Source organism: Streptomyces yamdrokensis (genome assembly GCF_053890455.1).
Map to the genome: position 1 here is coordinate 2,836,778 of NZ_CM132679.1, position 19,728 is coordinate 2,856,505.

The following is a 19,728-nucleotide window of genomic DNA, read 5'->3' on the forward strand; positions in this document are numbered from 1 at the left end:
CAAGAAGGGGAACACGCCGGCAAAATACTCATGTGGCACAAGCACCCCCCTCCTCTCCCGCCGTATCCGCCCGCATGAGCCGCCAGGGCTCCCGCGACACGGCACCGGAGGTGGCGGTCCGAAAACTGCTGCATGCCGAGGGCCTGCGCTACCGCGTGAACGCACCGGTGATCGGAATGCCCCGTCGCACCATCGACATCGTCTTCCCCAGGGCCAGGATCGCGGTATTCCTCGACGGCTGCTTCTGGCACGGCTGCCCACAGCACGCGACGAGCCCGAAGTCGAATGCCGAGTGGTGGCGGGCGAAGCTCGACAAAAACATGGCGCGGGACCAGGAGACGTCCGAGCACCTACGGGCGGCCGGATGGACAGTGTTGAGGTTCTGGGAGCACATACCGGCGGAAGAGATCGCGGCGACGGTACGTGCGGCGGTGGACCGCGAGAAGCGGGATCGGGGACGGCCGAGCCAAGGGGGAGCCGATGGTTGATCGACTGAGGTTCGTGGACGTCTGTTCCGGTGCGGGCGGATTGGCGTCGGGGTTGGAGAGTGCGGAATTCTCGCCGGTGCTCCTGCTCGACAACAAACACCAGGCATGCGAGACGCTCCTGGCCAATCGGCCGCACTGGAACGTGGTCTGCGAGGACCTGATCGAATTTCTTCCGGAGGAGCATCCAGAGACCCTCGACGTCGATCTTTTGTCGGCCGGTCTGCCGCGAGTGAAGTCCTCGGCTGCGGTGGGGCGCTCGGACAGCGACCAGGAACTGAGACTTCTCACCGCCACGATCTATCTGATCCACTCGATCCAACCGCGGGCTCTTTTGTTGGAGAACCTGCCCGCTCTCGCCGAATCACCGACATACGCAGGCATCCGCGACTTCGTCCAGGCCGAACTGGCTCATCTCGGTTACCGGTTCCGCTGGTTCGTACTGAACGCGGCGGACTTCGGTGTGCCGCAGGAACGCCGGCAGGGCATTCTCGTGGCGCTCAAGGAGCCGTGGTTCCACGCGTTCGCCCCACCCGCGCCGACGGTGGACGAGCATGTCCCGGTCGGTCAGGCCTTGCACCGATCGATGCGGGCCCGGGGCTGGCACGACGCCGACGTCTGGGCGGCGCAGGCTCTGGCTGTGGCGCCCACGCTGGTCGGGGGCTCGGACAATCGTGGCGGCGCGGATCTCGGTCCGTCCGGCACGAAACGGGCCTGGGCGCGGATGGGAGTGAACGCGGGCGCGCTGGCCGACGAGGTCCCAGGTGCGGACTACGAGTGGCCACGCTCGGACGACCCGGCCCAGATGCTGAAAATCACTGTGGATCAGGCAGCCCTCCTGCAGTCGTTTCCCCCGGAGTGGCGCATCACGGGGCGGAAGACGGCACGGTACCGACAGATCGGTCACGCCACTCCCCCGCCGGTGGCCAGGGAGCTCGGTGCCGCCATCGCGACCGCTCTGCGTTCCTCACCTCACGCATAGGGGAGACGTGCCATTAGCACCTCGCAGCGCCGGCTACACTTCACGCCCATGAGCCACATCAACATGGAAGACTCCCCACCTGCGGGTTTCCGCATCCTGGACCTGTTTGCGGGTCCGGGTGGGCTGGATGTGGCAGCTGATGTTCTGGGGCACCAGGTCACCGGCATCGAATGGGACGCACAAGCGTGCGCCACCCGCCGGGAGGCGGGGATGGACACCTTCCAAGGTGATGTCCGGCGGTACCGTGCCGCTTTCTTCCCGTACGCCCAGGTGTTGACCGGTGGGCCTCCGTGCCAGACGTTCACCGTCGCCGGTCACGGTGCGGGCCGCAGGTCGCTGGACCAGGTGATGGAGTACATCAGGCGCCTGCACAAGGCCGTGCGCGCCGGGGATCAGGAGTGGAAGGAGATCTTCCGCACCTGGCGTGGCATCTCCGAGGAACTTCGCCGGAAAGAACTCAAGGCCCAGGACGTCAAGGCCCGCAAGCATCAGGTCGAGGAGCTCAGGGCCGCAAAAAGCAAAGCGTTGAAACTCAGGCTCGAGCGGCTGGGGAACTCCGCGGACGAGGTCAAGGGACTCATGAAGAGTTTCAAGGACGTTCCGCGGAATCCCGACCTTCCGGACGACGAGCTCGATGGTCTGCTCAAGGAGTTCAGCGACCTGAACGAGGAGCACGCCGCGTTGAAGAGCCGGCTCGAGGAATTGGGCGATGAGCGGACGGGCCTGGTCCTACAGCCCTTGTGGTGGGTGATCGAGCGGTGCAGGCGCCCCGGTTCGGAGCCCTACGAGGCCGTCGTCCTTGAGCAGGTTCCCGCGGTGCTTCCGGTATGGAAGGAGTACGCGGAGGTGCTTGCCTCCCTCGGGTATCGGACACGGACTCAGCTGATGCACACCGAGGCCTTTGGCGTTCCTCAGACACGTCGGCGTGCGGTGCTGATGGCCCGACTCGATCGGGCCGCCCTCCTCGGCGGGGTTCGGCTCCGCCCCGTCGACCTCCCGACGATCTCCGAGACGCACGAGCGCTACCAGCCCAAGGGACGTCCTGTCCCCCGGTCGAAGGCAACGCCTGCGGAGACCCTCCCCATGGATTCTCCCAAGCCGTTCCTGGAAAGTCAGAAGGCGCCCTGGGTCTCCATGGAGGAGGCCCTCAAGAGAGCGAGGCAGATCAAGCCGGAGCTGCCCGACCGTCCGGCTTTCACTGTCATCTCGAACTATGGGACCGGCGGTGTCCCCGAGGCGCGCGGCCGACGCGATCACGACGCTCCTTCCGCCACGATCACCGGGAAGGTGTCACGGAATCGCGTGGTCCTGAAGGACACCGGGACGAACCTCGACCGCTTCTCCTTTGCCGAGGCAGGAGTGCTCCAGACGTTCCCTGTCGCGTACCCGTGGAGGGGTAAAGACATCTCGCAGCAGATCGGCAACGCCGTACCGCCCAGGCTTGCCCTGCACGTGCTGCGGCATGTACTCGAACCCGAACTGGGCGACGAGGAAGCCCGGACCAGGCTGAAGCAGGCCACTGCTGACCTGGAAGCCTGGGAGCGGCCAGGCAAGCCAGTGGAGATCCGCCAGCACGGCGACTGGGAGGGCCACCCGCTCACGGGCAGGTGACCCTTCCCGCTCAGTCCTTGGGTTTCCGACCTCTGACCGGGGCGGTCTCGAAGAGATCGGTGAAGTAGTCGGTGAGTGCGACCACCGACTTCTCCGGAACGGGCTCCTCGTCGGGCCCGTCCGGCAGGGAGTGCCGCGGCACCGGGGGCACGGACTCGGCCTCCGCAACCCACTGGCGCAGCACCGCAGGATCACGCGGCTCGTCCGAGGCCAGCGCGTCGTAGACCAAGGTCGCGCCGGCAGCATTGATCGCCGTCATGAGCCCTTCTATGTCCCGACCGGTGCTCGCAACCCCACGCTCCAGGATGCGTACCAGGGCCTGGGCAGTGGGCCGATGATCGACCAGGTCCCGCCGCAGAGAGTTATGGATCAGGTCCTGGTTGGCGCAGGCCGAAACCACCGGGGAGTAGTCCTTGCCGTTGCGGAACAGCTCCGCCGCCCACCACAGACGTGAGAAGCACTGCCGGTCCGGCGCGCCCTTGAATCGGGCCGGGTTGATACGCGGCTCTTTCCGCCCCGGTGCGGGCGCCGGAGGATGCCGCCACGCCACGTAGTCCGGAGCAACGGCCAATGCGAGGTGGGTCCAGAGCCTTCGATCCGCCGCCTCCCGTCGGGTGATGCGGAGCGCTGCGTGCAGTCGGGGCGCCAGCCAGCCGTCCGCACGGGTCCGGTTCTCCCGGAACTCGTGCATCGCGTCCTCCACCAGTTCCCTGAGCGGTTCGACCTCCCACCGGGGGTCCTCGTCGGGCAACGGTTCGACGACCTTGGCGAGATCGACGCCTCCGTGTCCCTGGGTCCCTTTGAGGAGGTCCTCAGTGAGGAAGGGGTCGGCCGCAGCCGCCGTGAGCAGGCCGAGCCGCTGGGGAATCTGGTGCGGCTTCTCGATCATGCTTTGTCCCCTCGGTTGATCTGCTGCAGCCCGCGCAGGGCGTTGGCAAGTGCCTTGCTCGCCCCGGCGCGACGCACGGCCGCATAGTGGATGCGGGTCTGGAGCTCCACCCACCCCGCCTCACCGGTGCGTCGTCGGTGGACCCGACGGAGCGCCTCCTCCACATGAACGCCCGGGATCACGTCGGGGAGCATCTCCCGCAACACTTCGCCCTGCCAGTCAGCGGGGAAGATCGGAGAGCCGTCGGGCTCGACCTCCAGGTCGCCCACCGAACTGTGGAATACCGCGGTCCACACGTCGGTGGCCATCTGGGAGACGAGCAGCTCGTGGATCTTGCTTTCGAGGCCTCCGCTCTCTCCGCCGAGAAGATCGGAGAACAATTCGATGTCGGTGTTGACCTGCACCGTGGGCAGGCGGCCCGAGGCGTCCACGATCCAGGGCGCGTCGGAGTAGGTGCGCAACCACTCGCGTGCACTCTTGGAGAAGCTCGTCTGCTTCACATCGAGGCGCAGACCTCCGAGCGGCTCCTCCGCCGTCACGTCGATGGTCCAGTCGTCGTCGGTCTCGGCGATCGCACGGCCGGGCACGTCCTCGACCGTGGCGACGGCATAGGCGGTGAGAACGGCACGGCCCACATGGTCGTCGCGCGACACCTCGATGTGGCCGGACCACTCCTTGCTCCCCTCGGCATCCTGTCGAAGGTCGACGGTGGTGCGCACGTTGGTCTCACCGTCGGTGAGCACCGCGAGGACACGCAGGTCGTTCCACGGAGCATCGGGTGCTGTCGCACCGGGGGGCAGAGTGGCGGAAAGGCCGATCCTCGCCGACACCCAGTCCTCGTGCTGCGCCACTCCCAGAGCCACGGTCCGTTGCTGCGTGGAGTAGGCCGAGGTATCGAGCTGGTCCCGGGAACCGTCGGGCAGCTTGAGGGAAGCCGAGGTCACCCGAAGTACGATCGGGCGGTTGAGTCGCTTGTACGGGTAGAACTTCATGCCTCATTCCCCCTTGCCGGCACGGAGTTCGAGAACGAGCCGCGTGAGTGCGGTCCGAACCGGATGGCTGGCGACATCGGTGGCGCCCCGGAAGATGGCTCGCCGGGCGCGGGGTGTGAAGCGCAGGACTCCGTCCTCGACCTCGCAGCCGTCCACGGCGACGAGTTCCGCCCACTCGAGCCTGGGGCGACTGCCCGACCGTACGTCGAGCAGGACCACAGGTGTCATGGTGGGCAGCTCGTCGGCACGAGGCAGCTTCACCTCGGCGGTGATCCGCCACTCCCCGCCCTCGCCGATCTCCGCATCGAGCCCGTCCAGCTCCGGAAGGGCCGTCCCGCCACGCCTGGGCGCGACGGCGGGCTTACGCGGAACGGTGAGCGCCTTCCGCAGCTTCACGCCTCCCTGGCCGGCGGAACGCTTCGGGCGAGCCACCAGTTCCTTCACTGCGGCGTTGACCTCGGTGGTCAAGCGAGAAATGCGATGGTGCGCGGTGTGCGACCAACGGAGCGTCAACTCTTCGGTCTGGCCCCAGCGGTCGTGCTCGGGGGGCTCTGCCGCGCGAAGGAACTCCTCGGCCTCCCCGGCAAAGGGGACCGACTCCCCGGCCGCGTGTCCCGCCAGGAGTACGGCCTGGAAGGCGTTGACGCCCAGGGGCAAGGCGGCGACACCGGACTTCTTGATGGTCATCCGGTTGCCTCGCAGCGAGTGGACCTGGTTCGGGACGCCGTCCGCATCCTCGGCCTCTGTGACCAGTAGCACCGCCGGATGCGTGCCGAGCGTGCCGCTCTGCCCGCCGGAGAGAGGCAACCGAAGAGGAACCGTACGGAGAGCAACCTGACCGGCCTCGGTGAGCCGGTCCACGGTTGTCCCTTCGTAGAAGGCACGCAGCGCCCGGGTTCGAGAGGGCTGGTCGACGGTGGGGTCGACCTTCTCCTCCTCCACCACGACCTTGTTGTTGCGCAGAGTCCGGACCGAGGTCTCCAGGAGGGGGAGTCGGCTTCCACCCCCGGTCATCGCCGCCCAGAAGTTCCGCCCGAGCGCGTCGACCAGCCGTCGGTGCATGGCTTCGATGTTGCGGGTCCCGTCGTCGCTGCCGCCCTCGTCGTCGACATCGCGCTCGGGCGTGCCCTGGTCGAGGCTTGCCACGTCGTGGGCTCCGACGATGAGGAAGGAGGTGCCCGGCTCGTCGCTGTCGCGGGTGAGGTGGAGGCTCTTGACCGTCTCCTCGTCCGCCCACCAGGAACGAACCACCTCCGCACGCGGGGTGTCCGGGTCCGGCCGCCCGAGCCAGGCGGGACCCGCGTACGGATTGCCGTCGACGGAACGCCATGGCAGTTCCAGTCGTCCGATGACCCGGCGTTCGGTTCGACCCTCGTGAGGGACGGAGAGCGTGGAGTTGATCAGAACCATGCCCAGCGCACTGGTCGCCCACAGCGTCGCCTTGCCCAGACCGTAGGAACCGCCTGCTCCTCGGCCCGATTTGAGGCTCTCCAGTTGACGTCGGACGACGGCGGCAAATTTGCCGTCGTCATAGTCGTCACCGGTGAGACCGGAGGCGTTGTAGTCGTCGATCCGCAGAAGGACCAGTCGCCCCTTCTCGAACATGTCACGGACGCCGGCATCCACGACCCGTCCGACCTTCTGGTGAGAGGCAGCCCGTGAAACCGCCGCATAGTGGGGATGGAGCTCGTCCCAGAGAATGGCCTTACGGAAGGCGTCCAACGCCTCGCCGGTGAGCTCGTGGAGGGTGTAACGCACGCGGACCGGGCGCCCGTTCTCCGCGAGCCGCTCGTCGAGACTGTTCTGGCAGGTCTCCCGAGCGAGTACTTGGACGTCCGCGTCGAAGGCGAAGGCCGCGGCGTTGCCGCCGTCACGTCCGCCGTCGGAGTAGCCGGGCCGGTGGTACCAAGTGAGGGGGAGACCGACCTGGGTGTCGGTGGTGCGCGTGTGCACCGTGCCGACGTCCGTACCGAGCGCCTCGGCGATCTCCCCCATGACGGTGGGGCGAGGCACCGAGCGCCCGGTGATCCACGCGGAGACCGCGGCCCGGGTCAAATTCAGTTCCTCGGCGAGCTCCGCCTGCGTCTTCCCCGTGAGCTTGAGCTGGCGGGCCAGCCAAGGTCCGAAATCCTCGCCTGCTTCCACGTGCACCCTGCGCTTCCCGTGTTTCGCGAGTCTCTTGCGTGTCTGACAAGGACAAGCTAATTTGACGCGCCAGTAGACGTCAACCAGAAGTTGACCCTGATCGATCGACCACCCGACTCCATCGACTCACCCAATCTGTCCGACTTGACAGGTATCAGCCTTCATCCCCCGTTTCGCGCCTTCCGTATTCGGAGTTGCCGACTCCATTCATGTAGGGGCAAGTGTTTTCGAAGAGGCGGCGGAGAAACGAGGGTTGACAGGGGTGAGCCCTCTACCGATACGGTCTGCAGCGGCAGTCCTTCTGCCCCGCTCGGACAGTTTCGATGGGAACACCGGGCGGCAACGGGAGAAGTGCGCCCGGAGGCAGCTTCAATCGTTTTCCTCCCCCGTGAACGGAGAGCGTGATAGAGGACTGGAGCAATCACGACCTGAAGTCGATGCGCGAGTTGAGTGCCGACTTCCTGAACCGGCGGGTGGCGATGCCCGCCGCCTCGCAGGACGACGTCCCCCACGGACACGGGACCACCGCCGAGGACCCCTCCGGCGACAGTCCGCCCCCTCGCTCGTGAACTTGACCCGTCGCGCCGTCGCCCGACCGGCACGATAACGGAACAAGTCGCTCCGCCCTCCCCCCCACGCCGCTCGAGCACGCCTTGGCGCGCTATCACGTCACGGCCCACCTCGCGCTGCCCCCCCACCTCGGGGCCGGCTGTTCCAACAGTCGGCCCCGAGGTGGGAGCACCGCCGAACGCGCCTTTCGTCCCACCTCGTTCACCCAGGAGTCCGAAGTCATGCCGCAGTCCGTCTCCCCGGTCGTCCGTACCGTCCTCGACCAGTCCTCCCGAGTGCTGCAGACCTACGCCGTGGATCCAGGCCTCGTCGCCGAGCACGCCAACGGCGAGCGCCGTATCACTCAAGGCGGATACGGCGACCGACAGCTTTTCGAACTTGTCCAGAACGCGGCAGACGAAATCGCCTCACAGCCGGGCGGGAAAATTCAGGTTGTCCTCACAGAAAACCACCTCTACTGCGCCAACGAGGGAAGTCCGGTGACTGCGGACGGCGCGGAGACAATTCTACGAATGAGCATGTCCAAGAAGCGTGGTGGGCAAATCGGGCGCTTCGGCGTGGGCGTGAAATCGGTTCTCGTGGTGACCGATGCCCCGGAGTTCTTCAGCACAACCGGAAGCTTCGGTTTCGATCGGGCGTGGTCCTACGAGCAGATCAAGGCCGTCCCCGGAGTGACCGACCGGTACGGTCCGACCTTCGACGCGCCGGTACTACGAACAGCCCGTCCGCTGGACGACACGACGGAGCGCGCGGCGGACCCGGTCCTCGACGAGTTGCTGGGCTGGGCGACGACCGTCGTGCGGCTCCCGCTGCTCAAGGGAGCGGACGCTCGACTGGGCAAGGACATGCACGGAGGTGGTTCCTCGGATCGCGAGGAGTTCCCGCCCGGGTTCCAGCTCTTCTCCCCCCATGTCGCCGAGGTCGTCCTGGAGGACCGTCGACCGCGCCCGTCGGTCCGTCGCACACTGACGACACGACAGATCGGGGAGGTTCGCACCGTGTTCGAGGAGCGGACCGGAAAGACGGCAGCCTCGGAGCAGTGGCGGGTCTTCACGGTCACGCACACACCCGGGCCGGCCGCCCGTGCGGATGCCGGTGAACTGCACGACCGCGTCACCCTCGATGTCTCCTGGGCCGTTCCGGCCCTGGAGAAGGACCCGACGAGCGGTCTGTACGGCAGTCAGCGGCTGCGCGGTCGCGGACGTTTCTGGTCCTTCTTCCCCACCAAGTACGAGATGTCGCTGAGCGGCATTCTCAACGGCGCATGGAAGACGAACGAGGACCGCCAGAACCTCCTCGACTCGTCCCCCTTCAACCAGGAAATGATCAAGGTGTCAGCGGCGCTGGTGGTCGACTCCCTCCCCCAGCTCGCTCCCGCCGAGGACCCGGCTGCGTACCTTCGCCTGCTGCCGGGCCGCACCAAGGAGTCGATCAGTTGGGCGGACGACTTCCTGATCCGTGAGATCTGGGCGCGTGCCGCTGCCTCCCCGTCCCTCCCCGATCAGGACGGTGTGCTCCGGGTCCCCTCCGACCTACGGATTCATCCCCGCCTCGACAAGGATCCCAAGCGTCTGTCCGGTTGGCTGCGGATGTGGCACGAGTGTCCCGGCCGCCCCGCGAACTGGCTGCACCCCAGCGTCGAGACCGACTCCCTGCGCTCCGGCAAGGTCGAGCACATCCTGGGTGCGGCCGGACACGGGCGGGCCGATGTCCGCGAATGGTTGGAGGCGCTCGTCGAGTGCGGCACCTCCGAGGCGTCTGCAGCCGCGATCCGCATTCTCGCGGACATGGTCGAGACGCGCTCCCCGCACGCCGAGGAGGCCCGCAGGGCTCGGGTCGTACTCACCGAGGAGCACGGCCTCGTCGCCCCCGTGCACGGCGGGGTGTTCCGTCGTGCCGACGAGGGCGGACTGCGCGAGTCCCTGGTGTATGTGGTCGGCGAGATCGCACAGGACCCTTTCCTCGCCCACGCGTTGAATGTCCTCGGCATCCGGGAGGCAGATGTCGAGGGTCGGTTCGTCAGCGTCCTCGACCAGGGTTTCGAGGGCTACCGGGCCGCCGAGTGGGAGCGGTTCTGGGAACTGTTCCGTCAGGCCGGCGGGCGTCGACTGTCGCACAAGGTGTTGGAGCGGGTGCCTGCTCCGCGCGAGACGCTGCACGTCAGGACCGCCGACGGAAAGTTCCGACCGGTACGTGACTGCATGCTGCCGGGCGTGGTGGTCGACGAGCGTCGTGACCCGAGCATCGCCGTCGACAAACGATTCCACTCCGACGACCTCTCCTTCTTCCCTGAGATCGGTCTGCGGGAGCGCCCCTCGGCGGCTGCGAGGCCGGAGGGCGAGGCCTGGTTCGAGGAGTACCGCGAAGCGGTCCACTCCGCCTATCTGCGGAGCCTGGACGAGCGTGCGCCTCGTCCGTCCCTCAGCCGCATGAAGATGGAGGGCTCCGCGATCGGTGGCCCGCTGCACCTTTTCCGATCCCTGTCGGAGGAGTCCCGCGCGGCCTTCCTGAAGGCGCTGCCGGACGACGCGGTAGTGGACAACTGGACGCGGCAGGTCGGTGCACAGACGGGCACCCGGCAGGCCGTGACCTCGCCGATCCGATGGATGCTCAGGAACTACGGGAGCGTCGCGACCTCCCAGGGGATCAAGCCGCTGCGGGAGGCCGTCGGGCCTCAGCTGTCCGCCTACCGCGACGTGCTGCCGGTCGCCGACATCTCCCCTGAGAAGGCACGCAAATTGCGTCTACCGACCACGGTCGACGAGGTTCCGGCGGACCGCTGGGACACCCTTCTCGCCGAGGTGTCCCGGAGCGAGGACGACACCTTTGTCGGCGCCACCTACGTGATGCTGACCCGGTTCGGTGCGGACTTCCCCGAGGACTCGCTGACCCGTTGCCGGATCGGCGACACCTGGGGGACCCGTCCCGACGGCGAGATCACCGTCGCGGTCGGTGCCGCCGAGTACCGGGTATTGCGTACCGAACAGCTTCCCGCGCTGCTCGTGGCGACTCCGCAGGACGCAGAGCTGATGGCTGACAAGTGGGGCATGCTCCGCTACTCGGATGTGATCAGCCTGGAGACCCGCGAGGTCCCCGACGGCGACCCTGTCCCCCTGGTGGAGTTGTACCCCGCGCTGCGCCAGCGGCTGACCAGTACCGACCGGAACAGCATGGTGCAGCGGTGCACCGAGCTCGACGAGGTGACCCGCACCCCGTCCGGCGCTCAGTCCACCCCTCTGGACGCCGTGCGTCAGGGCAGCACGGTCAAGGTCCGCGTCCCTCTGGAGCCCGAGTCGATGCTGCGTCTGATCGACCGCGAACTGGAGCTCGGGCTCGGAGCGGCCGGCTGCCGGGCTGTGCTGGAGCACCAGGAGCGCATGGCGCGGGACAGTGCGACGAAGGCCGCGCTGAAGGCGGTGCGCGATGCCGAGGACGTGGTCGACAAGATCGAGCTGCTGATCGGTGCGGAGGCGCTGCGGTCCGGACTGCCCGACGGGCTCATGGACGCCGAGCTGCAGGAGACCGATGGTGCCGAGCCGTCCGGACATCGGATCGCGCAGATGGCGTTCAACGCGCACGGGGACGGAGTGCTCCAGCAGCACGTTCGGGACATCCAAGCCCGTTTCCCCAACGCACCTGTTGGTTACCGCGGTTCGTCCAATGCCGTCGCCTTCGTGGGCGACCTCCGGCTCCCGATGAGCTTCGCCGGGGCCAGCACGCCGGCTCCGCCCGCGTTCGAGACCATCGACGGTCCTCGGGACTTCCCACATCTTCATGATTACCAGGAAGAGTTGGTTCGCAACATCTCGGGCCTGCTTGATCGTCTGGTTCCGCAGCGCGGCATGCTGTCACTCCCGACCGGCGCGGGCAAGACCCGGGTCACCTCCGAAGCCGTCATCCGTTGGGTCAAGAGGGTCGGTGATCTGAAGGGGCCGATCCTGTGGATCGCGCAGACCGAGGAACTGTGCGAGCAGGCGGTGCAGAGCTGGAAGTTCGTCTGGAGCAAGGTCGGCGCCGAGCGCCCGCTCACCATCAGCCGGTTGTGGAGTACCAACGAGGTGGGAGAAGTCATCGGTCAACCGCACCTGGTGGTGGCGACCGACGCCAAACTGGAACGGTGCCTCGACACCGAGCAGTACACCTGGTTGCGTCAGGCCGCGCTGGTGATCGTGGACGAGGCACACGTCGCCATTCCCAAGCGATACACCTCGATTCTGGAGCAGTTGGGTCTCACCCAGTACCGGACGGAACGTCATCTGATCGGTCTCACCGCCACCCCGTACCGCAACACCAACGAGGAGGAGACGCGCCGTCTGGCCAGCCGCTTCGGGGGTCGGCGGCTCGACGAGGGAGTCTTTCCGTCCGGTGATCCGTATCGGGATCTCCAGGCATGGGGCATGCTCGCGCAGGTCGAGCACCGCCAGTTGGAGGGTGGTCGCATCGAGCTGACCCGGGACGAGAAGGCGCATGCCGACCGCATGGCGATGCTCTCCCGCTCGGCCGAGCAGCGACTCGCAGACGACCACGCGCGCAGCCGGCGCATCGTCGACGAGGTCACCTCGCTTCCCGATGACTGGCCGACCCTGGTCTTCGCCACGTCCGTGGACCACGCCAAGTACCTGGCGGCCCTGCTCAACGACCGCGGTGTCCGAGCCGCCGCCGTGGACGCGACGACCAGCGCGACGGACCGGCGCCGGCGGATCGAGGAGTTCCGTACGGGACGGCTCCGCGTCCTCACCAACTACGGAGTTCTCACGCAGGGGTTCGATGCTCCCGCCACACGCGCCGTGGTCGTGGCGCGGCCCGTGTACAGCACCAACGTCTACCAGCAGATGATCGGTCGTGGTCTGCGTGGTCCACGCAACGGCGGCAAGGACACCTGCCTGATCCTCAACGTCAGCGACAACATCGCGAACTTTGACACCCGGCTGGCCTTCACCCAGTTCGAGCACCTCTGGAGCCGTAAGTGACCGACGCCTACCTCGACAGTCCTCCGCCCACCGACGAGCAGCGGGCTGTGGTCGAGCAGCCCTGGGGCGCCCGTGTCCTGGTCACCGCCGGGGCGGGGGCGGGCAAGACGCACACTTTGGTGCGTCGGCTCGACGCGCTGTGCGGGCACGAGGACCCGGAGGAGGCACTGGAGGCCACTGAGATCCTGGTGCTCACCTTCTCCCGTGCCGCCGCCCGCGAGTTGCGTGAGCGGATCGCCCGGCACGGGGAGCGGGCCCGCAGGGTCCGGGCACAGACCTTCGACGCGTGGGCCTACGGTGTCCTGGTCCAGGCGTACCCGGATCACGACTGGGCGGCGACCGGCTTCGACGATCGGATCCGGGCCGCTGAGGAGGCGGTCGCCAAGGGCGCCCTGGAGTCCGGCGACGCGGTTCCTCCCGCGCATGTGGTGATCGACGAGGTGCAGGACCTGGTGGGCGACCGCCGTCGCCTGGTGGAGACGCTGCTCGACCGCTACCAGGAGAGCTGCGGCTTCACCGTGGTCGGCGACGCTGCGCAGTTCGTCTATGGCTTCCAGATCGAGGATCCGGCCGAGCGCGCCGACGAGACGAACCAGTTCTTCGACTGGCTCCGCGTCTCGTTCTCCGATGACCTGGTCGAGCTTCATCTCACGGAGAACTTCCGTGCCGCCACCCCGGAGGCCCGGGTCGCGCTCCCCCACGGCCCGCGTCTCCAGCAGGTCACCGACGCCGACGAGGCGTCGACGCTCTACGACGAGTTGCGCGACCTGCTGCTCGAACCGGTCAACGGCTTGGGTGCCCTGGACGAGCCGTTCGTCCTGGACGGACTGCGCACGTCACCCGACACATGCGCGATCCTCACCCGTGACAACCGGCAGGCCCTGGTCGTCTCCCGGCTCCTGCACGAGCACGGGGTCGAGCATCACCTGCGCCGACCGCTGGAGGAGCGCCCGGTCCCGTACTGGGTGGCCGAGGTGCTGCGCGGGACCGAGGCCACCACCCTCACCGAGGAGCGTTTCCGGTCCCTGCTCTCCTCCGTCCGGCTGCCGTACGAAGCGGATCCCGAAGTCCTGTGGCCAGTGCTGCGGCGGGCCGCACGCGGCTCGGGTCGTGCCGTCGTAGACCTGGACCGGCTCCGGCGGCTGGTCGCCGACGGCCGTTTCCCCGACGAGTTGGCCGATCCGGAGACGGCCCGCGTCGTGGTGTCCACCGTGCATCGGGCGAAGGGCCTGGAGTTCGACCGAGTGATCGTCCTGACCCCACCCACCGTGGGCGAACTGCACAAGCAGCACAAGGGCGACCTGGACCTTCCGGCAGAGGCCCGTGCCCTGTACGTCGCGATGACCCGGGCCCGACAGGACCTGTACCACGCGCCGAGCCCGGACCTGCCGATCCTCAAGCGGGCGGCCGGCCGGAAGAACGGTCGCCGGTACGTCGGCGGGTGGAGGTCGTACGACCGGTACGGAATCGTCGCCGAGGCGGGCGACGTCTGCCGGAACGATCCACCCGGCCACGGCACCGACGCCGTGGCGACCCAGGCCTATCTCTTGGAGCAGGTCGGGCCCGGGCAGGAGGTGGTGTTGCGCAGGCGCCACGACCTGCCGATGGGTGATTACCAGAGTCCGCCGTACACCCTGGTGCACAACGGCCGGGAGATCGGCGAGGCGTCGGAGCGGTTCCGCGAAGAGCTGTTCCAGGTGCAGAAGGTGAACCGGACCTGGGTGCCCTGGTGGCCCGACGAGATCCACGATCTGCGGATCGACACCCTGGAGACCGTGACGGGAAGCGTCGCCGCAGGCTCCAACGCCGGGCTCGGCGAGCGGGGAGTGTGGGTCGCGCCGCGCATCACCGGCATCGGGAAGTACCGCAAGGCCGACAAGAACGAGGAGCAGCGCGCATGACGCACGTGGCAGGCCGACACGCCGAGCACTATCGGGTCCGGGACGAGGAACTCCTGGCGGGGTTGCGTCGCGAGCTGCTCGGCCCCGCCCTCGGCGCCTCGCAGGAGGACCGGGACGAGGTGCTCACGCAGGACGCACCCATCGACCGCTATCTGACCGGTGTCCTCTACCCACGGTCGGCGAATGCCGCCGCCGAGCAGCGGTTCCGCGAGGACCAGGCCCAGCACGACGGCCTGGACGCCGCTCCCGAGAACAACCGCGGCGACGTCGAGGAGCCCGGCATCGCACAGGAGCTCGGCGCCGCCGGGGACCGCCGCCCCTCGTCGATGGGTCTGACCTTCGCGGTCGACCCGACCATAAGTGAGACGCTGGTGATCGAGGCGCGGGCCGCCGTCTACGAACCCACCGATGCGGACGGCAACCCGGTCCCCGCCACCCGTGCCGAGGCCCGCACCACTTCGGACCAGCGGGAGCACTGGCACCGCAAAGAACTTTCGCTGCCGCCGGCCGAGTTCGACGTGACCACGCCGAACCCCGATCTGAGATTCGAACTCGCCTCCGGAGTCCTGCTGCGCGTGAACGTCCGCCGCCCCGACCGGGTTACCGGCGCCGTGACGATCACGGTCACCCTGGTCAACACTCACCGCATCGGCGAGCGGGAGCTCCAGGACGCGTTCTCCCTCTTCCAATGCGGTCTCAGGGTCCGCGCGGCAGACGGATCCAGCGCCTTCATCGAGCGCCCGGCCCGGGGCTCCGCCCACGACCCCGAGGTCGCCACGAGTCGACTGCTCCACCGCCACGCCCCGACCTTCGCAGTGGGCCACGGTTGCGCCGCCGAGTGGGACTGGTCGCCGCCGCCGATCGGCATGACCGACTCGGTGCGGGGCGCCGTCACCGAGGTGCGCAGCTCGTTCGTGCCGTCCGTGGAGGTGCTGCTCACCGACTCCAACCCGGAGATCGACAAACTGTCCATGGTGGACCTGGCCGAGCGCTCCGACTCCGAGGTGCTCGCCACCCTGGGTGCACTCGCTGACGGCTACGAACGTTGGATCGAGCGCAAGGAGACCGAGGCGTCGGCCCTGGTCGACCCTGCGCACGGCGAGTCCGCACGAAACCGCATCAAGGATTGTCGAGAGGCGCTGGACCGGATCCGCGCGGGCGTCGAACTGCTGGGTTCCGAGCCCGAGGTGATGCAGGCGTTCCGGCTCGCCAACCGGGCCATGGCCGAGCAGCGGGCGCGCAGCGCCTGGGTGAAGGGCGGCCGGCAGGGCGTCCCGGACCCGGCGGCCGGTCACTGGCGTCCCTTCCAGATCGCCTTCGTGTTGCTCTGTCTGACTGGCATCAACGACCCCGAGCATCCGGATCGCGACGTCTCCGACCTGCTGTGGTTTCCCACCGGTGGTGGCAAGACCGAGGCGTACCTCGGCCTGATCGCGTTCACCGCGTTCCTGCGCCGCATCCGGTTGGGTGCGAACGGCGGCGGTGTCACCGTGCTCATGCGCTACACGCTGCGACTCCTCACTCTGCAGCAGTTCGAGCGCGCGGCGATCCTGCTCTGCGCCATGGAGCACATGCGCCGCGCCGATCCTTCGGCGTTGGGCGCCGAGGAGTTCTCGCTGGGCATGTGGGTCGGCCGTTCGGCCACCCCCAACACTCTCGAAGAGGCCGGCAAGAAGCTCAACGAACTGCGTGGCGACCTCGACAAGCGTCTGGCCACCGAGAACCCCGTCCAGTTGCGCGCCTGCCCCTGGTGTGGCACCCGGCTCGACGCCCGTGACTACGAGGTCGACGAGGACGCCCGGCGGATGTACGTCCGCTGCTCGGGGAGCGGCTGCGACTTCGCCGACGGCCTTCCGGTCCACCTGATCGACGAGGCGGTGTACGCGGCCCGACCGACACTGGTAATCGCCACGGTCGACAAGTTCGCCTCGATGCCGTGGCGTCCCGCCACGGCCGCGCTGTTCAATCGCGACGACCCCGGTGACCGCACCCCACCGCCCGAGTTGATCGTCCAGGACGAACTGCACCTGATCTCCGGCCCGTTGGGGACACTGACCGGCCTGTACGAGACCGCCGTGGACGCGCTCGCCGGGCGCCCCAAGGTGATCGCGTCCACGGCTACCATCCGGCGCGCCGGCGAGCAGGGCCACCGTCTCTTCGACCGCTCGGTGAGCCAGTTCCCGCCCGCCGGTCTGGACTCGCGGGACTCCTGGTTCGCCGTCGAGACCCCTCGCGAGGAGAAGGCGAGTCGTCGCTACGTCGGCCTGTTCGCGCCCGGGACCAGTCAGTCCACCCTGCTCATCCGCACGTACGCCACCCTGTTGCACCGGGCGAAGCAGGCCCGGACCGACGACGAGGTGCGCGACGCGTACTGGAGCCTCGTCGGTTACTTCAACAGCCTTCGTCTCCTGTCCGCCGCCGAACTGCAGGTCCACGACGACGTGGTGGCCTATCTGGAACTGCTCGCCGAGCGCGAGGGAGTGGAGGTCCGCTCCGCCGCCAACTACTCGGAGTTGACGAGCCGGATCGACGCGAGCGAGATCCCGAACCGTCTCAAGGGCATTGAGCGCAGGCTGCCGGACAAGGACACCGTGGACGTCCTCCTCGCCACCAACATGATCGCGGTCGGCGTGGACGTGGACAGGCTCGGCCTGATGGCCGTGATGGGCCAGCCGCAGACCACCGCCGAGTACATCCAGGCCACCAGCCGCGTCGGCCGCGCCCACCCGGGTCTGGTCGCCGTCATGCTCAACGCGGCCCGCTCCCGCGACCGCTCGCACTACGAGAACTTCCTGCACTTCCACTCCGCCCTGTACCGCGAGGTGGAGTCCACCTCCGTCACTCCCTTCTCCGCCCGCGCGCGCGAACGCGGCCTGCACGCGGTCGTCGTGGCCCTCGCCCGCATCCTGATTCCCCAGGCCCGCCCCAACGAGGCCGCCGGCCGGGTCGAGTCCTACGAGCACCGGCTCCGCGAGGAGATCAAGGATGTTCTCCTCAAGCGTGTCGGCGCTGTCGTCCCGGAGGAGGCCGACGCCGTCTCCCGCGCCTTCGACGAGTTCGTCGACTGGTGGTGCGAGGAGGCCGACGTACACGGCGGTCTGCTCTTCGAGCCCAGGAGGGGCAACCGCACGCCGTCTCTCCTGAAGTCGTACGACGACGAGTCCGAGGACACCGAGGCATGGCGCACGCTGTGGAGCCTGCGCGACGTCGACGCCGAGTCCGCCCTGTTCATGGAGGCATCCCGATGACCCCACCCCCCGCTCGCCGCCGTCGCGCCCGCACGGACGGTCAGGCTCCCGCCCACAACCTGCTTCGTCGGGGTTCGGTCCGCCGTTCCCAGGCGATCACCACATACGGTGTCGGATCGCTGATCGCCGTCGACCAGGAGTCCTTCGTCGTCTCCGGCCTCGACGGGGCCGACGAGCACTGGAATACGGACGAATCCCCTCGGATCCACGAGCGGCGGCTCGCGCGTCTCCTGGGTGTGCAGTACTTCCGACTGCCTCCGGCGTCCGGCGACACCAGCAAGGACGGGGTCCGGGTCCGCCGCTTCCCGATCATGCACTCCTGCCCCGAGTGCGACGAGTTGCGTCGGCACCGCGACTTCACCCCGCCGCCCGGCAGGAGCATCTGCGGCACGTGCGAGGCCGACCTGGTCCCCTCCCGGTTCGTCATCGCCTGCGAGGCCGGACACCTCGACGACTTTCCGTACTGGCACTGGGTCCATCGTGCGGCCGGTGGGGGTGCGACCACCGCGGGACAGTGCGGGGGGACCCTCAAGCTGCGTTCCTCCGGGCGCAGTTCCTCCCTCCGCTCGATCGTGGTCTCCTGCACCTGTGGAGTGCCGGAGGTGTCGATGGAGGGCTCGTTCCGCAAGAGCGCCCTGAAGGATCTCGGGCTCCGGTGCCGTGGCACCCGCCCGTGGCTGGGCACCTCCGTTCCCGCCCAGTCCTGCGGGCTGACGGCCCGTACCCTCCAGCGCGGTTCCTCCGCTGTGTGGCAACCGGTGCAGAAGTCCGCGCTGTCGATCCCGCCGTGGAGCGACGGACGCGCCGATCCACTCGCCGCGCACTGGGACGAGCTCCGCAAGTTGAGCAGCCGCGAAGAGATCGAAATGTGCCTCAAATTCGCTTTCAAAGGCGAGATTCCGGTACCCGTCGACGAAGTGATGACGCTCCTGGACGCCGAACGCGAGGAGGACCCCACCGGCGACGAGGCGCCCAGCTTCGACCACCGCTACCGCGCCCTGCGGTACAAGGAGTACGAACGACTCCGCACCGGCAACGACGAACGCGAGCACTCCCGCGAAGAACAGTTCATCTGCGAGACCCCACTCGGCGACCCGACCGACCTCCACCCTCTCGGGGTGACCGGCCCGATGCTGGTCAAGAAGCTTCGCGAGGTCCGTGCCCTCAAGGCGTTCACCCGGCTCGCGGACCCCGATTCGACCACCGAGGGCAACGAGGCCGCGCTCTCCGAATCGAAACAGGCCTGGCTTCCCGCCATGGAGGTCCGCGGTGAGGGTGTCTTCCTGCGTCTCGACGCCGACCGGCTCGACGCGTGGTCACGCATGACCGCGGTGGCGGCCCGCGCTGAGCGGATGCGCACCGCACACCAGAGGGTCATGGAACAGCGTGCCGCCGACCCGACCCGGGTGCCGCTCTCGCCGGCCACCCCCCGCATGGTGCTTCTCCACACCCTGGCCCATGTCCTCATCAACGAATGGAGCCTCGACGCCGGCTATCCCGCCGCCGCATTGCGCGAACGTCTCTACGCCGAGAACGACATGGCCGGAGTCCTCGTCTACACCGCGACGAGCGACTCCGCGGGCAGCCTCGGCGGGCTGGTCGCCCAGGGAGAGCCGGACAAGCTGGCCCGGACACTCCGCTCGGCCGTGCGCCGCGCCGCCTGGTGCTCGTCCGATCCTCTGTGTGTCGAGTCCGAGGCATCCGGCACCGGCGGTACCAACCTCGCCGCGTGCCACGCCTGCGTGATGCTCCCGGAGACGAGCTGCGAGCACAACAACATCCTCCTCGACCGCGCGCTGCTCGTCGGCACCCCGGACGATCCGGGCGTGGGCTTCTTCGCGGAGGTGCTGGCCGACTGACGTTCGGCACCGGCGGGTGGGCGGCCGGTGCCCCGGCGGGGCGGTGGTCGGTGCCCCAGCGGGGCGGTGGTCGGTG

The 19,728-nt window shown here is 68.2% G+C and carries 11 protein-coding genes; 8 read left to right on the plus strand and 3 right to left on the minus strand.

The genetic code is table 11. The features are described 5' to 3' along the window. Window positions 1-74 precede the first annotated feature (74 nt). From ACWZEH_RS12200 to ACWZEH_RS12210, 3 genes are read left to right on the plus strand one after another with little or no spacing between them, the layout of a single operon-like run. Window positions 75-488 carry a very short patch repair endonuclease gene (locus ACWZEH_RS12200; protein ID WP_456198093.1) on the plus strand — a complete coding sequence of 138 codons (414 nt, stop codon included), beginning with the start codon at window positions 75-77 and terminating at the stop codon, window positions 486-488. After that, on the plus strand, window positions 481-1,467 hold the full coding sequence (locus ACWZEH_RS12205; protein ID WP_456198094.1) for a DNA cytosine methyltransferase: 987 nt from the start codon (window positions 481-483) through the stop codon (window positions 1,465-1,467). Before ACWZEH_RS12200 ends, ACWZEH_RS12205 begins: the two co-directional genes overlap by 8 nt. Before the next feature lie 48 nt (window positions 1,468-1,515). Beyond that, complete coding sequence (locus ACWZEH_RS12210; protein WP_456198095.1) at window positions 1,516-3,078, plus strand: DNA cytosine methyltransferase; 1,563 nt, start codon at window positions 1,516-1,518, stop codon at window positions 3,076-3,078. A 10-nt stretch (window positions 3,079-3,088) separates the two neighbouring features. Here the strand turns inward: ACWZEH_RS12210 and ACWZEH_RS12215 are convergent, their stop codons facing one another. Genes ACWZEH_RS12215 through ACWZEH_RS12225 form a run of 3 tightly spaced genes read right to left on the minus strand, consistent with a single transcriptional unit; the run spans window position 3,089 to window position 7,104 of the window. Further along, window positions 3,089-3,967, minus strand: a complete 879-nt coding sequence (locus ACWZEH_RS12215; RefSeq protein ID WP_456198096.1) for a DUF6339 family protein — start codon at window positions 3,965-3,967, stop codon at window positions 3,089-3,091. Beyond that, window positions 3,964-4,959, minus strand: a complete 996-nt coding sequence (locus ACWZEH_RS12220) for a hypothetical protein (protein WP_456198097.1) — start codon at window positions 4,957-4,959, stop codon at window positions 3,964-3,966. Before ACWZEH_RS12220 ends, ACWZEH_RS12215 begins: the two co-directional genes overlap by 4 nt. A gap of 3 nt (window positions 4,960-4,962) precedes the next feature. Then, entirely contained in the window at window positions 4,963-7,104 is a 2,142-nt protein-coding gene (locus ACWZEH_RS12225) for a helix-turn-helix domain-containing protein (protein WP_456198098.1), read from the minus strand. A 401-nt stretch (window positions 7,105-7,505) separates the two neighbouring features. On the opposite strand from ACWZEH_RS12225, the gene ACWZEH_RS12230 reads away from it, so the two are divergent. The 5 genes from ACWZEH_RS12230 to drmB all read left to right on the plus strand — a co-directional run bounded on the left by ACWZEH_RS12230 (window position 7,506) and on the right by drmB (window position 19,652). Then, a complete protein-coding gene (locus ACWZEH_RS12230; protein ID WP_456198099.1) occupies window positions 7,506-7,673 on the plus strand; it encodes a hypothetical protein in 168 nt (55 codons plus the stop codon). Between the two features lie 222 nt (window positions 7,674-7,895). Then, entirely contained in the window at window positions 7,896-12,644 is a 4,749-nt protein-coding gene (locus ACWZEH_RS12235) for a DEAD/DEAH box helicase (protein ID WP_456198100.1), read from the plus strand. Next, on the plus strand, window positions 12,641-14,545 hold the full coding sequence (locus ACWZEH_RS12240; RefSeq protein ID WP_456198101.1) for a UvrD-helicase domain-containing protein: 1,905 nt from the start codon (window positions 12,641-12,643) through the stop codon (window positions 14,543-14,545). Before ACWZEH_RS12235 ends, ACWZEH_RS12240 begins: the two co-directional genes overlap by 4 nt. Then, window positions 14,542-17,793, plus strand: coding sequence for a helicase-related protein (locus ACWZEH_RS12245; RefSeq protein WP_456198102.1), 3,252 nt, complete (start codon window positions 14,542-14,544; stop codon window positions 17,791-17,793). The genes ACWZEH_RS12240 and ACWZEH_RS12245 overlap by 4 nt, the downstream gene beginning before the upstream one ends. Beyond that, on the plus strand, window positions 17,790-19,652 hold the full coding sequence (gene drmB, locus ACWZEH_RS12250) for a DrmB family protein (RefSeq protein ID WP_456198103.1): 1,863 nt from the start codon (window positions 17,790-17,792) through the stop codon (window positions 19,650-19,652). The genes ACWZEH_RS12245 and drmB overlap by 4 nt, the downstream gene beginning before the upstream one ends. The last annotated feature ends 76 nt before the right edge of the window (window positions 19,653-19,728 follow it).

Excerpts from the sequence above, each read along its gene's own strand:
- ACWZEH_RS12215 (WP_456198096.1), bottom strand. The coding sequence starts at position 3,967 with ATGATCGAGAAGCCGCACCAGATTCCCCAGCGGCTCGGCCTGCTCACG.
- ACWZEH_RS12205 (WP_456198094.1), top strand. The coding sequence starts at position 481 with ATGGTTGATCGACTGAGGTTCGTGGACGTCTGTTCCGGTGCGGGCGGA.
- ACWZEH_RS12245 (WP_456198102.1), top strand. The coding sequence starts at position 14,542 with ATGACGCACGTGGCAGGCCGACACGCCGAGCACTATCGGGTCCGGGAC.
- ACWZEH_RS12200 (WP_456198093.1), top strand. The coding sequence starts at position 75 with ATGAGCCGCCAGGGCTCCCGCGACACGGCACCGGAGGTGGCGGTCCGA.
- ACWZEH_RS12235 (WP_456198100.1), top strand. The coding sequence starts at position 7,896 with ATGCCGCAGTCCGTCTCCCCGGTCGTCCGTACCGTCCTCGACCAGTCC.
- ACWZEH_RS12210 (WP_456198095.1), top strand. The coding sequence starts at position 1,516 with ATGAGCCACATCAACATGGAAGACTCCCCACCTGCGGGTTTCCGCATC.
- ACWZEH_RS12220 (WP_456198097.1), bottom strand. The coding sequence starts at position 4,959 with ATGAAGTTCTACCCGTACAAGCGACTCAACCGCCCGATCGTACTTCGG.
- drmB (WP_456198103.1), top strand. The coding sequence starts at position 17,790 with ATGACCCCACCCCCCGCTCGCCGCCGTCGCGCCCGCACGGACGGTCAG.